This is a genomic window from Stenotrophomonas sp. S41 (assembly GCF_016624625.1).
Taxonomy (GTDB): domain Bacteria; phylum Pseudomonadota; class Gammaproteobacteria; order Xanthomonadales; family Xanthomonadaceae; genus Stenotrophomonas.
The window spans coordinates 1-14044 of sequence record NZ_JACVTV010000002.1 but is presented as its reverse complement, the minus strand read 5'-3'; the positions used below and the strand labels follow the sequence as shown (position 1 = coordinate 14044).

Here is a 14044-nt window from a genome sequence, read left to right as displayed (position 1 = left end):
GAATCCTCCACGCAGGAGCCAACACCATGAACACTCCCTTCCTCATGCTCGCCCTTGGCGCCACCGCGCTGCCTGCCGCGCATGCCGACGCAGCCGACGCGGGCCAGCAGACCATCGCCCGCGCTGGCGAGCAGGCGTCGCAGCCCGGCCCAGAGGCGTACTTCACCGGCCGCGTGCGGATCGATCCGGTCTGGCCGGCCGAGGGCGGCATTCCTGCATCCGGCGGCCTGGTCACCTTCGAGCCGGGCGCGCGTTCGGCCTGGCACACTCATCCGGCCGGCCAGCGGCTGCTGGTCACCAGCGGGGTGGGGCTGGTGCAGGAGTGGGGCCAGCCGGTACAGGTCATCCGTCCCGGCGACGTTGTCTGGTGCCCGCCGGGCGTAAAGCACTGGCACGGCGCCGCCCCCGGTACCGCCATGACCCACTTGGCCGTGACCGGCACGATCGACGGCCGCAACGTGGAGTGGATGGAGAAGGTGGACGATGCGCAGTACAACGCCCGCTAGAACCACCGCGTGGCTGCTGCTCGCCACCCTCATCCTGGCGGGGCTGCCCGCCACGAACGCACGGGAGCCATTGCCCATGAATAACCCGACCCGTAACGAAATGCCGGCCCTTGCGTCGCTGAGCCCCCGGCAGCAGGCGCTGGTTCCGATTGCAGCGTTCGCGGCCTCAGGCAATCTCGAACGCCTGAAGCCGGCGCTGAACGAGGGACTGGATGCGGGCCTCAGCATCAGTGAGGTGCGCGAGGTGCTGTTGCAGTTGTACGCCTACGCGGGCTTTCCCCGCAGCCTCAACGCACTGGGGCAGTTGATGGAGGTCGTGCAGGCACGCGCGGCGCGTGGCCTGCACGACGACCCCGGGCGCCAACCGAGCACAGCCGCGCCGCAGGGCGAGGTCTTGTTGAAGGTCGGCACGGACAACCAGACGCGGCTGGCGGGTGCCCCGGTGGCGGGTCCGCTGTTCGATTTCGCGCCCGAGGCCAATACGTACCTGCGTACCCACCTGTTCGGCGACCTCTTCGTGCGCGACAACCTGGATTGGCAGAGCCGCGAACTGGCAACGCTCAGCATGCTGTCCATGATCGAGGGCGCGGAGGCGCAGGTATTCGCCCATATCGGGATGAGCATGAACATCGGCGTCGAGCAGGGCGCGTTGGCCGAGCTGGCGGACACCCTGGAGGCGCGCGTGGATGCGGTGCCGGCGCAGCGGGTCCGGCAGGCGCTGCAGCGGAAAATGCAGCCGTAGCGCAGACGTCGCAGACCGTGAGACCGCCCTCCGTATTCTCTGGGCCATGCTTACCTCCTCCGCACATCACGGCTTCCAGCGCGCACCCACCCCATCCGGCTGGGTGCAGACCGGCGAGCGCTGGGCGCTGTGGTGGAACGCGCGCGAGGTGGCTGCGGTCATTCCGGACGGGCGGCCGGGCGTCCGGCTCTGGATGAAGGGGCAGAAGATGTGGCAGACCAAGGATGTGCGTGCCGCCAGCATCCGCCAGGGCAAACGCTTCGCCGAGCGCTGGTGTGCCGCGCGGTTGTACCCCGAGCTGCCGTTGCGCGAAGCGGTGGCCAGGTTGGTGGAAGCCGCCCCGCACGATCAGGCAGCGCCGTTGCCGCCGAAAGAGCGGCAGCAGGTACGTCGTCTTGCCGACGCGGGCGGACGCGATATTGCACGCATCAAGGAAGCACTGGACGCGCGCCGGCCGCAGCAGGCGCACTGAGCGCGGTTGCCGAAGAGCAGAGCCCATGCATGAGCATGGGCCCCGCCGGCAGGTGTCACTTCGGCATCAACACACTGTCGACCACATGCACCACGCCGTTGGACTGCATGACATCAGCGGTCGTCACCGAGGCCTTGCCGCCCTTGGCATCGATCACCCAAACCTTGCCGTCCTGCAGCTTCACCGTCAGCGGCTCGCCCTGCACGGTCTTCAGCGTGCTGGTGCCACCGTGGCTGCGGGCGGCGGCGGTCAGCTGGGTCGAGGTGTAGGTGCCCGATACCACGTGGTAGGTCAGCAGCTTGGTCAGCTTGGCCTTGTTTTCAGGCTTCAGCAGCGTATCCACGGTACCGGCCGGCAGTTTTTCGAAGGCTTCGTTGGCGGGTGCGAACACGGTGAACGGGCCCTTGCCGCTCAGCGTATCGACCAGGCCGGCAGCCTTCACCGCAGCCACCAGAGTGCTGAGGTTCTTGGCCGTGGAGGCATTTTCCACGATGGTCTTGTTGGCATACATCGGTGCACCGCCCACCATCGGGTTGTCGGCGGCAAACACTGCAGGTGCGGTACAGGCGACCGCGATACCCGCGGCAATGGCAAGACGCTGGATCTGGCTACGCATGTTCGTATCCTCACTGGACGAGGCCGTTTGGCCTCTTGATGAATGCAGGGGTGCCTGCGGATAACGCGCCAGTGGCAGCTGTTGCAGCGCGTTGTGCCTACCTCTACGTGTCATCGAGGCCGGTTGGATGCGGCGGATTTCAAGCGTCTTTTGAATGGTTCAACGACGTTGACGAGGCGTGACGAGAATCAGCGGGCGCAGGGCGGGGCCGCGCCAGAAAATCGACACTATTTGGCCCGGGCGCGGGCTTTGCTACCCTTCGTCCGGGGCGCGACCACGCGCGCTCCGGATGCCAAGAGGATGCTTCGGTAGATGCCCAACAGAGCAGCGCGGAAATGGCAGGGCCTGCCGAAGTTCCAGGAGGCACCGCGCCGCAGGAAGATCGGCACTATTTTGAAGCTGGCCGGCGTCTCATGCATTCTCCTGGGACTGGGCTGGACGGCGTGCTACCTCTACGTTGACCGCGCCGAGTTGGCCGCGCCCTTCCTTGGCGTAATGGCGGTCGGCGTTCTCGCCCTGGCCCGCAGCCGTCGTGCCGATGCCACGTCCCTGTTGATCGTCGCCCATGGCGTCTTCCTGTCCGTGGTGGGCGTGGCGGTGATCGATGCCCCGATTGCCTGGGTGCCGCGCTCGGGGCACCTGTTCCTGCTGCCGCTTGCGGCGGGTGCAGCTTTCACCTTCGATGCGCGCGAGCGCTATGGCTCACTGGTGTTCCCGCTGGTCTGCCTGGCCACGTTCGCAGCGTTTGCCATCGGCGCGCTGGATTTCCTGGCCCCCGGCACCTCGCCGCCAATCGAAGTGCGCGTGTGGGGCGCCCGCTCCAATACGGTCATCTCGATGACCCTGCTGGCCGCGATTTTTGCGATCTACCGCAAGGACATCGGCAACCGGCTGCGCCTGGAGCGCGAGCTCGGCCGTTCAGTGCGCAACGGTGAGATCGAAGTGCACTACCAGCCGCAGGTGCGCGGCAATGGCGTGGTGACCGGCGTGGAAGCGCTGGTGCGCTGGCGGCGTCCGTCGGGCGAGCTGCTGCCGCCGGGTGCGTTCATTGCGCAGGCCGAGGAAAGCGGCGCGATCCGTGACATCGGGCTTGAAGTGCTGCGCCAGGCCTGCGACCTGCTGGCGCAGTGGTCTGGCCAGGCAGAGACCCGCGACCTGCGGGTCGCGGTCAACATCAGCCCCATCCAGTTGCTGGACGACGGCTTCGTCGCAGCCATCAGCGCCGTCATCCGCGATGCGGGGGTAAACCCGTCGTTGATCGAGCTGGAACTGACCGAGTCCGCGCTGTCGGCGGAGACCGCTGAAACGATCGAGAAGATGAAGGCGCTGGAAGCACTCGGCGTGACCTGGGCGCTGGACGACTTCGGCACCGGTTTCTCCGGCCTGTCCACGCTGCGCACGCTGCCGGTACGCAAGTTGAAGATCGACCGCAACTTCGTTGACGAGGCCACCACCCAGGAGCGCGCGCAGCACCTGCTGGGCAAGATCGTGGAGATTTCCCAGGTGATGGGCATGAGCGCGTTGGCCGAAGGCGTGGAAACCAGCGCGCAGCGTGACCTGCTGGTGGGTCTGGGTTGTGATCACTTCCAGGGCTATCTTTTTGCCAAGCCGATGCCGAAGGACGCGCTAGAGCAGTGGATCAACGCGCGGGTAGAGTTGAGCCTGCTCGACACATCGCTCCTGTAGAGCCGAGCCCGTGCTCGGCTGCTTATTGTGTTGAGCAGCCGAGCGTAGGCTCGGCTCTACACCTGCAATGCCGGTGCGCAAGCCGAACCCGGCCCAGCCGCCGCATGCCGCAAGGTCATCCGCCACGGCGGCAGCTTTCCCGGGCCCGCCAGACTGACCATACTGGTCCGCATGAACCCGTTTCGCCGCATCCAGGCCTCTCTGGCCGGCCACCTGCGCAGCGAGGCTTGGCGTCGCCGCGCCGCGCTGTGGATCGGCGCAGTAGCCGTCGCGCTGGTCGCCATCCTGTTCGCCAAGGCCAGCGATGCAGCGGTCGGCCTGTTCCAGCGCGCCATCGACCACTCGCCGTGGTGGGCGCTGCTGCTTACGCCGGGCATCTTCGCGCTACTGGCCTGGCTGACGAGCGGCGCCCTGCGCCCGACCCGGGGCAGCGGCATTCCCCAGGTCATCGCCGCGCTGGAAAAGCCCGATGAGACCTTCCGGCAGATCAATCTCTCGCCCGGCGTTTCCGCCGGCAAGCTCCTGTTGACCTCGCTTTCGCTGCTCGGTGGCGCATCGGTCGGCCGCGAGGGGCCCACCGTCCACGTCGGCGCCAGCCTGATGTATCTGTTCGGCCGCTGGTTCGGCTTCAAGGACCCGAAGGAGCTGTCGCACTTCCTGCTTGCAGGCGGTGCGGCCGGTATCGCTGCGGCCTTCAACACCCCGCTGGCGGGCATCGTGTTCGCCATTGAAGAGTTGAGCGGGCGCTTCGAGCACCGGTTCTCGGGCACGCTGTTGACCGCGGTCATCGTGGGCGGCGTAGTTTCGCTGGGCCTGCTGGGCAATTACACCTACTTCGGCCACGTGACCGCGCGCATGCCGCTGGGCCAGGCCTGGTTGGCCATTCTGATGTGCGGGGTGGTGGCCGGTCTGCTGGGCGGGGTGTTCGCCCGCATGGTGCTTGCCAGTGTTGCCGGTCGCCCGCGCTGGCTGGGCACGCTGCGGCAACGGCACCCGGTGCTCCTCGCCGCAGGTTGCGGGCTGGTGGTGGTTGGCTTGGCTGCGGCATTCGGCGATGGTGCGTATGGCACCGGTTATGAGCAGGCACGCAGCCTGGTGCAGGGCCACGCCGAGGTGGGCCACGAGTTTGGTCTGATGAAACTGCTCGCCAACCTGGCCTCATACATTGCGGGCATTCCCGGCGGCCTGTTCTCGCCGGCACTGGCCGTGGGCGCCGGCATCGGCCACAACCTGGCCGCACTGATGCCCGCGGTCGACCCACGCGCGTTTGTCCTGCTGGGCATGTGCGCCTATCTCACCGGCGTGACCCAGGCGCCGCTGACGTCGGCGGTCATCTCGCTTGAACTGACCGACAGCGGTGACCTGCTGCTGCCGATCCTGGCCACGGTGCTGATCGCCCGCGCCGTGTCCGGGCTGGTCTGCCCCGTGCCGATCTATCGCGGCATGGCCGAGCAGCTGCTTGTGAAATGAGGCCCCGCCCGAGCGGGGACTCGTCCTTGCCCGCATTCTCAATAGGGTTAGGGCGGGGCAATAGGTATTCGGCTCATCCGGTGAGCCGAATAGAGCCGCTATTCGGCCCATGGACTGCGAACGCAGCCATTACACCGATTCGGTAGCGGTCCGCACCTTCAGGCGCAGATCATCCACCAGCCGCTTCCTGCTGCTACGGGGGTACTCGGCAGGCGAGAAGGGCATGGACGACCGGGCATAGGCGTCAATCAGCGCCAGCAGCTTGTGGTTTTCGTCAGCCGTGTCCGCAACCCTGCTGCCATTTCCGGTCAGTTCCACCAGACGCTCCTGCAACAGCTCCTTCTCCGCGATGCCTGCACCCGAGGAAGGATCTGCGACACAGAGACCGAAGGTGCCGTTGAAGAAGTACGGAAGGAAGGCCTGTGCCTTCTGGCTGGCCAGGGCCGGATCATCCAGTGCAGGGGCAAGCGCTGCCTCCAGCTCCCTGCACAGCGCTGTGACCAGTGCGTCGCGCTCATGGCCGGGAGGAGCGGCGTCAGCGATGCTGATCCACCGGGCATACTCAGGGCGAAAGTACTCACCCTCGATACCTTCATCCGCGGGGAGCTCACCGAACACGGCGGAGCGGATACGGCCGCTGCCGCAGACGTAGGTGGCCTGAGGCGCGGCGCCGCGGGTGATGAGCGCATCGAGCCGTTCCCCGGATACATTGCACAACGCGGCAAGTGCGGGTTTGGTGACGAAATGCGTGTGCAGATAGGTCTTCAAGGGCATGGGGCGCTCAGGCGTGGCAGTGAAAGTGCTGCTTCAAGAGTGTAGGGCGCTGCGTGCGGCCGGAGGCGACACTTCAACACCGTATGCTCTGCGGAACCCGTTTGCGCGTACATTCAGCAACTCTGCGCGGCATCCGCCGCCCCCAAAGCGAGCACCATGAAAAGACTGGCCGCCCTGCTGCTTCTCCCTGCGCTCCTGCTTGCCGGTGCAGTCGGCGCCGCGCCCGCAGCATCGCAGGCGGTGCACGCGGAACGGCTCAACGCATTCCTCGACCAGGTGGAAGACAGCAACGCCGGTATCGGCAGCGTGTCCATTTTCAGGCATGGCCGTGAGGTCTACGCGCGCAGCTTCGGCCAGAAGCAGCTGACGGGCGTCAGCTACAGCGCCGACACCAAGTATCAAATCGCGTCCGTCACCAAAATGGTCACGGCGATCCTCGCCTTCAAACTGATTGAAGAGGGGCGTCTCAGTCTGGATGACCGGCTCTCGAAGTGGTTCCCGGACATGCCGTCGGCCCAGGCAATCACCATCGCCAATCTGCTCGAGCACACCAGCGGCCTGGGAAACTTCGCCATCAAGGACGGCACGGTCTGGGTGCTGGGCAGGGTCAGCGAGCCGGCGATTCTTGATGAGATCAGGGAGCAGGGCGTTTCATTTGCGCCGGGGCAGGACACGGCCTATTCCAATTCCGCGTACCTGCTGCTGAGGATGATCCTTGAGAAGCAATCCGGTCGCACCTACGCCGAGATGGTGGCCCAGGACATTGCAGGACCACTGGGCCTCAGAAATTTTGTTTCAGCCGGCATTCCCCAGCCCGACAGGTTCCTCTCCTATGCGTATAAGGGAGGCTGGGCCGCCATCAAGGACATCGACTACTCCAATGTCGTGGGGGTAGGAGATATCGCAGGCACACCCCATGACCTGAACCAGCTGATCACCGGCCTTTTCCAGCAGAAGATCCTCCGCCAGGCATCGCTGCAGCAGATGATTCCTTCGCCCGGCAAGGGGTGGGGCAGGGGATTGGCAGCATTTCCCTATGGCGAGCGCCACTTCCTCGGCCATGGCGGCGATGTGCTGGGCTCGCACTCGCGGGTCATCTACAACCCGGATGACGGCACGGCCATCGCCTATTCCACCAATGGCGAGCGCATCCCTACCAATGACGCTCTCGCCGCGATCGTGGGACTGGCATACGGCGAGAACGTCGATCTGCCTCTACCGGTCGAGGATCATCCCAGCAACTGACGCAGAAGCAGCAGACCGCCGACCGGGTTACCTGCGGGATCCAGCGAACGGTCCATGCTTCCCCAAGGCGCAACGAACAGGCGATCGAGTACGGTATTGGTTTGCATCAGGCAGCTCATATCCCAGGCTGGGAATCGACGGGTTTCGATCACACTGTCACCCAGCATATGCAGACGCTCATGGGCACTGCTGGCCCTGATACGGCCGATGGCACCCTCGATGCCGTCCACTGGCCCTTCGACGTACTGAAGGAACCGTGCGCCATCAAACAGCATTGCACCGGTGACGCCCGCCATCCGGTTGAAGCGCTGGGCGCCGTGCACGATGCGTTCAAGGCGGGGGGCATCAATGCCCGGCACAGCGAAGCTTCGATAGGCAACAGCACGTAGCATGGATCAGTCCGGTCAGGTTCGAGGAATCAAGGTACTCCTTCCTGCCTGGCCACGCTTGTCTATTTCCGTTCAACGGTCCGCTTTCGCTCCACCCGGTTTCACACGGGGATCAACGATGCAGCACGCCACGTTCTCCCCATAACCGGGATGCTGCGCCAAACATCACGGCTGGACATCATATGTGCGAACGAGAGGGATACTACAGCTGCGGTGCAGCCGGCGAAACAGGCCGGTTTCGACTGGATCGCGTCGAATGCGGGGATACAGAGCGCGGGGCCGGACAACGTATCGTCCAGGTGCACGCACACTGCCATACCTGCGACAGCGACTTCGTCGCGCGCGAGCCCCTTGGATTGACCACGATTTCCGGTGGCGCCGTGATCAGCTGCACCCATTGCAGCAATCGCCAGGCCATAGGCCAGGGCGTCTTTGACAGCCTGCCCACCTCTGGGCGTCCATCGGCATCGGGAGAATCGGGATCCTGAAATCTTCAGCAATCTGGATCCACTGCAAATCCGCGTGATGCCGCCGCCACACGGCCTCTACAGACGGACCGGGATGCTCCCGACTCCCCGGCTGCAAGCCCGCAACCGGAACACAGAGCATCCCCCATGCGCGACCAGGTCAGATCCACACGCTACGCCACCCCGTCCCGCGTCCGCGAAGGGCGTCCGTTCCCCCAAGGCGCCACTTTCGATGGCCAAGGCACGAACTTCGCGCTCTTCAGCGCGCACGCCACCAAAGTCGAGCTGTGTCTGTTCGACGACCAGGGCAACGAGCAGCGCATCGAGCTGCCCGAGTACACCAACGAGATCTGGCACGGCTATCTGCCCGAGGTAAAACCCGGCCAACGCTACGGCTATCGGGTGCACGGACCGTACGCCCCGGCCGACGGCCACCGTTTCAATCATCACAAGTTGCTGCTGGACCCCTACGCACGCGAGATCGATGGCGATCTGACCTGGGCGGATGAGCTTTACGGCTACACCATCGGCCACCCCGACGGTGACCTGAGCTTTGATGAACGTGACAGCGCAGCGTTCATGCCCAAAGCCGTGGTGGTGGAAGACACCTATGACTGGGAAGGGGATGAGCGCCTGCTCACGCCTTGGAACCGCACGGTCGTTTACGAGACCCACGTGCGCGGTTACACCCAGCGCCATCCCGAGGTAGGCGCGGACGTGCGTGGAACCTGTGCCGGCCTCGCCCAGCCTGCCGTGCTGGATTACATCCACGGCCTGGGTGTGACCGCCGTGGAGCTGCTGCCGGTCCACGCCTATCTGGACGACAACTACCTGCTGGAAAAGGGCCTGCGCAATTACTGGGGCTACAACACGCTGGCCTTCTTCGCGCCCAAGCGCCGCTATCTGGCGAGTGGCCACCGCGACGAATTCCGCGACATGGTCAAGGCCATGCACGCGAAAGGCCTCGAGGTCTTCATGGACGTGGTCTACAACCACACCGCCGAAGGCAACGAGCTCGGTCCGACGCTGTCGTTCAAGGGTATCGACAATGCCAGCTACTATCGCCTGGCCGAGGACAAGCGCTACTACATCAACGATACCGGCACTGGTAACACGTTCAACCTGAGCAACCTGCAGGCCATCCGCTTCGTCTGCGACTCCCTGCGCTACTGGGCGCAGGAAATGCACGTCGACGGCTTCCGCTTCGACCTCGCGACCATTCTGGGGCGGGAGCCCACGGGCTTCGACCAGCGTGGCGGCTTCCTCGATGCAGTCGGCCAGGATCCGCTGCTCAGCCAGGTCAAGCTGATTGCCGAGCCGTGGGACTGCGGCCCCGGCGGCTACCAGGTCGGGCACTTCCCGCCGGGCTGGGCAGAGTGGAACGACAGGTTCCGAGACACCGCGCGCAGCTTCTGGAAGGGTGACGAAGGCAAGCTTGCCGAGTTTGCTACCCGGCTGACCGGCTCGGCGGACCTGTTCGACCGACGCGGCCGCCGGCCGTGGGCATCGGTCAACTTCATCACGGCGCACGACGGGTTCACGCTCAACGACCTCGTCAGCTACAACGAAAAGCACAACGATGCCAACGGCGAAGAGAATCGTGATGGCTCCAACAACGATTCGTCCTGCAACCACGGCGCCGAGGGACCAACCGACGATCCAGGTATCAACGCGCTGCGCGAGCAGCAGATGCGCAACCTGCTGGCCACGCTGCTGCTTTCGCAGGGTACACCGATGATGCTGGCCGGCGACGAGCGCGCGCAGACGCAGGGCGGCAACAACAACACCTATTGCCAGGACAACGACACGGCCTGGATTGACTGGGAACGCGACACCACCGAGGGCCGGCTGGCCCAGTTCGTCCGCGATGTGCTGGCCCTGCGCCAAAGCCATCCGATCCTGACCCGCGGCCGCTTCCTCAACGGCCAGTACAACGAACAGGCCGATGTACGCGACCTGACCTGGCTGAATCCCACAGGCAGGGAGATGACCGATGAGGACTGGAATGACGCGGGTGCGCGCTCGGTCGGGCTGCTGCTGGAGGGCAGGGCACAGGCATCTGGCGTGCGCGAGCATGCCAGCGACGCCAGCCTGCTGGTGGTGATCAACGCCTACCACGAGGGTGTGGATTTCGCGCTCCCTGATGACGAGGGGGCCTCGCTCAGCTGGTCGATGCTGCTGTCCACCGATGCTGGGCTTGCGGGTGAGCAGGACGTGCTGGGCGCCGGTCACTTCCTCGCCCCACCGCGCAGTCTCACCGTCTTCCGTTGCGGGGCCGCGGCAGCCGGCTGAGCCATGCAAAGAAGCCCTGCTTTCGCGGGGCTTCTGTTGTTTACGCAATATCCCATTTGTCCGCAGCGGCGGGCTTCTGCTTGTAGATCCCGCCGGCGAAGTCCACGTGCAGCTCCATCCAGTCGCCACCCTTCTGGCGGGCCAGCACTTCAAAGTGCTTGGGGTGACGCTGCGGTTGCCCTGCAGATGTCCAGCCTGCCTGTTTCACGGCAGCCAGAACGAGGGCCGGATCTGCCTGAAGGTGCTTTTCGCCATGATGGCCCGGCCCATGGTGCGGTTTCTTGTGCTCGATCTGCACCCGCTTGCCACCGGTGCGGGCAATGCTGAGTACCTTGATCTCCGAAGGGCGACGTTCGCCCTCCAGCGTGACGGCCAAGCCGGGCTTGATGGCGAAAGCTTCAGCGCCTTTCGGGCCCAGATCGGCCAGGTAATGCTGGCCGTCCGCGAGCAGAGTGAAGCGGTGGGCGAACACGTGTTCAACAACGCCGGACAAGGCGATCTTTTCATGGTGCGGCATGTATTTCTCCTGAGAGCGCCCATGCTCGGGCGCAAATATCAGGTGGGTGCCGCACGGCGCGCTTGCAATGGACTTCGGTGCCGGAGTTCAGCGCAGGTTGCCCCACGCAGATTGCATGATCACTCAACCAACGCCGGTCGGCCCTTCCAGAACCAGGCGCACCTTGCGCAACAGCTGCTGCCGGTTGAAGGGCTTGTTCAGCACCTCGTACTCCGAACCACCTGCATCTGTACGTTCAATCCCGGCTTCGGCATAGCCCGTCGTCAGCAGCACCTTCAGCTTCGGCAGGCGGCGCTTGGCCTCGCGGGCAAGAAGTACGCCGTTCATGCCGCCGGGCATGATCAGATCGGTGAACAGCAGGTCGAACACCTCACCCTGTTCCAGCAGCGCCAGCGCCGATGCCCCATCGTTGGCGATGCGGGTCTGGTAGCCGCCGGCTTCAAGCAGCATCTGCGCCAGTTCAGCGACATCATCTCGGTCTTCGACAATCAGGATGCGCTCGCTGCCACCCCGATCCATGGCCATATTGGAGGGCGCGGCATCCTTGGTCAGCGCATCGGTCGTGGCAGGGAAGTACAGGCTGACGGTGGTGCCGGCGCCTGGCTCAGAGGCGATCCGCACGGTGCCGCCGGATTGCTTGACGAAGCCATAGACCATCGACAGGCCCAACCCGGTACCTTCGCCTTCCTCCTTCGTGGTGAAAAACGGGTCCATCACCCGGCGAACAATGTCGGGCGACATCCCGCTGCCGTTGTCCTGCACCGAGATGCAGACCAGACGACCTGCGGGCAGGTGATCGAGCTCGTTGGCGGCCGCAGCCTTGGAGACCTCCACATTTCGCGTACTCAGCAGCACGCGCTGGTCCGGGCGACCCTTCAGCGCATCGCGCGCATTGATGACCAGGTTGAGGATGGCCACCTCGGCCTGGGTCGTATCGATCCTGCAGTTCCACAGCGCGGGGGCGAGGTTCATCTGCAGCTCCACGTCCGCACCGACCCGCTGCGCGGCCAGCTCCACCGTGGAGGACACGAGGGAATTCAGATTGACCGTACGGCCTTCCAGTTTCTGCCGTCGCGAGAACGCCAGCAGCTGCTGGGTCAGCACCGCGGCCTTGTTGGCGGCGGACTGCGCCTGGGTGGCGGCGCGCCTGACGAAGCTGTCGGACGGAAGCTCCTTGTCAGACGTCCCGGTGATCATCTCCAGATAGCCGGACATGACCTGCAGCAGATTGTTGAAGTCGTGCGCGATGCCGCCCGTGAGCTGGCCAAGGGCTTCCATCTTCTGTGCCTGGCGAAGCGAATCCTCTGCATCACGCCGGCGCGATACATCCAGCTGCGAGCCGAAGAAGTACACCAGCGTGCCGTCGTCATCGAACACCGGCGACACAAAAAGCGCATTCCAGAAGGTCGAACCGTCCTTGCGGTAGTTCAGAACCTCGGTCGCCGCCTCGCGGGTCTCAGCAATGGCTTCGCGGATCTCGGCGATCGCATCAGGGTCGGTTTCCGGTCCCTGCAGGAACCGGCAGTTGCGGCCAAGCAGCTCGTCACGCTCATAGCCGGTCATCTCTACGAAGGCCCGGTTGGCGAAGATGATCGGATTATCGGGCTGGTGCGGGTCGGTGATGATCATCGGCATCCGCGTGGTTTCCACGGCGCTGAAGAAGATGTCCGAGCGCTTGTCACCTACGGCCGCTTGCTGATGGCTTCTGACCGAGGGGGATGGAAAGCCCTTGAATTGATCGTTCGACACGCACGTCCTTTAGCAGCGGGGAATCTGCTCCGTCCAACCGCTGGAGCGTTTGAAGTCGCACACGATGCCACAACCAGAAATTTGTGACCGCGTTCATCATTAACAATTCAGAAAGCACTTTCAGGGCTTCACTCGATCACTACAGAATGCTAGCCCTGCGCGGAAGCGCAGACGATTGCCTGCGCCTCCGCAACTGGTCAGGCAATACCTGCACCGCCGGTTACGCCGAACACTTCACCGGTCAGGTAGCTGCCTTCCTGGCTGGCCAGCAGCACATAGATCGGCGCGATTTCCACCGGCTGGCCCGGGCGCTTCATCGGCACCTGGGTGCCGAACCTGGTCACTGCCTCGGTCGGCTGCCCACCGGAAGACTGGAGCGCGGTCCAGAACGGACCCGGCGCAACCACGTTGGCGCGGATTCCCTTTTCGACCAGCTGTGCCGACAGAGCCTTGGTATAGGCGACGATGCCTGCCTTGGTGGTGGCGTAGTCCAGCAGGATCGCCGAGGGGTCATACGCCTGCACCGAAGCAGTGGTGATGACCGCTGAGCCCGGCGGCAGGTGCGGAACGGCTGCCTGGCAGATCCAGTGCATGGCATAGAGGTTGGTCTTCATCGTCTTGTCGAAGTCCTCCGCGCTCAGCTCGGCGATGCTTTCCCGGTACTGCTGGCGGCCCGCATTCACCACCAGGATGTCGAGGCCACCGAACGCTTCCACCGTGCGCTCAACCAGTGCCTTGCACCACTCCGGGTCGGTGATGTCACCCGGCAACGCCAGCGCCTTGCGACCCTCGGCTTTGATCAGCGCAAAGACCTCCTCCGCGTCCGAGGCTTCGGACGGCAGGTAGGACAGGGCAACGTCAGCCCCCTCACGGGCGTAAGCGATGGCTGCAGCTCGCCCGATGCCGCTGTCGGCACCGGTGATCAGCGCCCGGCGTCCGCTCAGCTTGCCCGAACCCTGGTAGCTGGTTTCGCCGTGGTCCGGCACAGGGTCCATGTCTGCCGCCTTGCCCGGTACCGGCTGCGGCTGGGCGGGGAAGGGGGGCTGCGGATACTGGCTGCGCGGGTCCTGCATTTTCAGACGATCATTCATGGTCAATCCTTATCGTGGGGCGGGGGAG

13 protein-coding genes are annotated in these 14044 nt (G+C 64.7%); 7 read left to right on the top strand and 6 right to left on the bottom strand.

Going from position 1 to position 14044, the window contains the following annotated elements:
- Nucleotides 1-26: 26 nt before the first annotated feature.
- From IAE56_RS00600 to IAE56_RS00590, 3 genes are all read left to right on the top strand, one after another.
- The gene (locus IAE56_RS00600; RefSeq protein ID WP_234455805.1) at nt 27-506 is read left to right on the top strand and encodes a cupin domain-containing protein; all 480 of its coding nucleotides are present in this window, start codon (nt 27-29) and stop codon (nt 504-506) included.
- Between the two features lie 76 nt (nt 507-582).
- Nucleotides 583-1248 (top strand): carboxymuconolactone decarboxylase family protein, encoded by a 666-nt coding sequence (locus tag IAE56_RS00595; protein WP_234455804.1) that lies wholly within the window; start codon nt 583-585, stop codon nt 1246-1248.
- Nucleotides 1249-1294: 46 nt separating this feature from the next.
- Nucleotides 1295-1720: a hypothetical protein gene (locus IAE56_RS00590; RefSeq protein ID WP_200751051.1), complete on the top strand. Its 426-nt coding sequence runs from the start codon at nt 1295-1297 to the stop codon at nt 1718-1720.
- Between the two features lie 55 nt (nt 1721-1775).
- Here the strand turns inward: IAE56_RS00590 and IAE56_RS00585 are convergent, their stop codons facing one another.
- Complete coding sequence (locus IAE56_RS00585; protein ID WP_200751050.1) at nt 1776-2336, bottom strand: fasciclin domain-containing protein; 561 nt, start codon at nt 2334-2336, stop codon at nt 1776-1778.
- Between the two features lie 312 nt (nt 2337-2648).
- On the opposite strand from IAE56_RS00585, the gene IAE56_RS00580 reads away from it, so the two are divergent.
- Together IAE56_RS00580 and IAE56_RS00575 are read left to right on the top strand one after the other, a co-directional pair.
- Nucleotides 2649-4022, top strand: a complete 1374-nt coding sequence (locus IAE56_RS00580; protein ID WP_200751049.1) for an EAL domain-containing protein — start codon at nt 2649-2651, stop codon at nt 4020-4022.
- 171 nt (nt 4023-4193) lie between these two features.
- Nucleotides 4194-5492, top strand: coding sequence for a chloride channel protein (locus IAE56_RS00575; protein ID WP_200751048.1), 1299 nt, complete (start codon nt 4194-4196; stop codon nt 5490-5492).
- Nucleotides 5493-5621: 129 nt separating this feature from the next.
- On the opposite strand, the gene IAE56_RS00570 is transcribed toward IAE56_RS00575, so the two are convergent.
- A complete protein-coding gene (locus IAE56_RS00570; RefSeq protein ID WP_200751047.1) occupies nt 5622-6266 on the bottom strand; it encodes a DUF6058 family natural product biosynthesis protein in 645 nt (214 codons plus the stop codon).
- 156 nt (nt 6267-6422) lie between these two features.
- Between IAE56_RS00570 and IAE56_RS00565 the strand changes: the two genes are divergently transcribed.
- Complete coding sequence (locus IAE56_RS00565; protein WP_200751046.1) at nt 6423-7511, top strand: serine hydrolase domain-containing protein; 1089 nt, start codon at nt 6423-6425, stop codon at nt 7509-7511.
- On the opposite strand, the gene IAE56_RS00560 is transcribed toward IAE56_RS00565, so the two are convergent.
- Complete coding sequence (locus IAE56_RS00560) at nt 7496-7903, bottom strand: BLUF domain-containing protein (protein WP_200751045.1); 408 nt, start codon at nt 7901-7903, stop codon at nt 7496-7498. The two genes, IAE56_RS00565 and IAE56_RS00560, sit on opposite strands and share 16 nt — an antisense overlap.
- Nucleotides 7904-8514: 611 nt before the next feature.
- On the opposite strand from IAE56_RS00560, the gene glgX reads away from it, so the two are divergent.
- Nucleotides 8515-10659, top strand: coding sequence for a glycogen debranching protein GlgX (gene glgX, locus IAE56_RS00555; RefSeq protein WP_200751044.1), 2145 nt, complete (start codon nt 8515-8517; stop codon nt 10657-10659).
- Nucleotides 10660-10699: 40 nt separating this feature from the next.
- Here glgX and IAE56_RS00550 read toward each other — a convergent pair whose 3' ends face one another.
- The 3 genes from IAE56_RS00550 to IAE56_RS00540 form a co-directional block, all read right to left on the bottom strand.
- A complete protein-coding gene (locus IAE56_RS00550) occupies nt 10700-11176 on the bottom strand; it encodes a hypothetical protein (RefSeq protein ID WP_200751043.1) in 477 nt (158 codons plus the stop codon).
- A gap of 123 nt (nt 11177-11299) precedes the next feature.
- Nucleotides 11300-12841, bottom strand: coding sequence for a histidine kinase famiy protein (locus IAE56_RS00545; RefSeq protein ID WP_325167152.1), 1542 nt, complete (start codon nt 12839-12841; stop codon nt 11300-11302).
- A 281-nt stretch (nt 12842-13122) separates the two neighbouring features.
- On the bottom strand, nt 13123-14016 hold the full coding sequence (locus IAE56_RS00540) for an SDR family oxidoreductase (RefSeq protein WP_200751041.1): 894 nt from the start codon (nt 14014-14016) through the stop codon (nt 13123-13125).
- Between the last annotated feature and the right edge of the window lie 28 nt (nt 14017-14044).

Excerpts from the sequence above, each read along its gene's own strand:
- IAE56_RS00550 (WP_200751043.1), bottom strand. The coding sequence starts at position 11,176 with ATGCCGCACCATGAAAAGATCGCCTTGTCCGGCGTTGTTGAACACGTG.
- IAE56_RS00580 (WP_200751049.1), top strand. The coding sequence starts at position 2,649 with ATGCCCAACAGAGCAGCGCGGAAATGGCAGGGCCTGCCGAAGTTCCAG.
- IAE56_RS00565 (WP_200751046.1), top strand. The coding sequence starts at position 6,423 with ATGAAAAGACTGGCCGCCCTGCTGCTTCTCCCTGCGCTCCTGCTTGCC.
- IAE56_RS00540 (WP_200751041.1), bottom strand. The coding sequence starts at position 14,016 with ATGAATGATCGTCTGAAAATGCAGGACCCGCGCAGCCAGTATCCGCAG.
- IAE56_RS00570 (WP_200751047.1), bottom strand. The coding sequence starts at position 6,266 with ATGCCCTTGAAGACCTATCTGCACACGCATTTCGTCACCAAACCCGCA.
- IAE56_RS00585 (WP_200751050.1), bottom strand. The coding sequence starts at position 2,336 with ATGCGTAGCCAGATCCAGCGTCTTGCCATTGCCGCGGGTATCGCGGTC.
- IAE56_RS00595 (WP_234455804.1), top strand. The coding sequence starts at position 583 with ATGAATAACCCGACCCGTAACGAAATGCCGGCCCTTGCGTCGCTGAGC.
- glgX (WP_200751044.1), top strand. The coding sequence starts at position 8,515 with ATGCGCGACCAGGTCAGATCCACACGCTACGCCACCCCGTCCCGCGTC.
- IAE56_RS00575 (WP_200751048.1), top strand. The coding sequence starts at position 4,194 with ATGAACCCGTTTCGCCGCATCCAGGCCTCTCTGGCCGGCCACCTGCGC.
- IAE56_RS00590 (WP_200751051.1), top strand. The coding sequence starts at position 1,295 with ATGCTTACCTCCTCCGCACATCACGGCTTCCAGCGCGCACCCACCCCA.
- IAE56_RS00600 (WP_234455805.1), top strand. The coding sequence starts at position 27 with ATGAACACTCCCTTCCTCATGCTCGCCCTTGGCGCCACCGCGCTGCCT.
- IAE56_RS00560 (WP_200751045.1), bottom strand. The coding sequence starts at position 7,903 with ATGCTACGTGCTGTTGCCTATCGAAGCTTCGCTGTGCCGGGCATTGAT.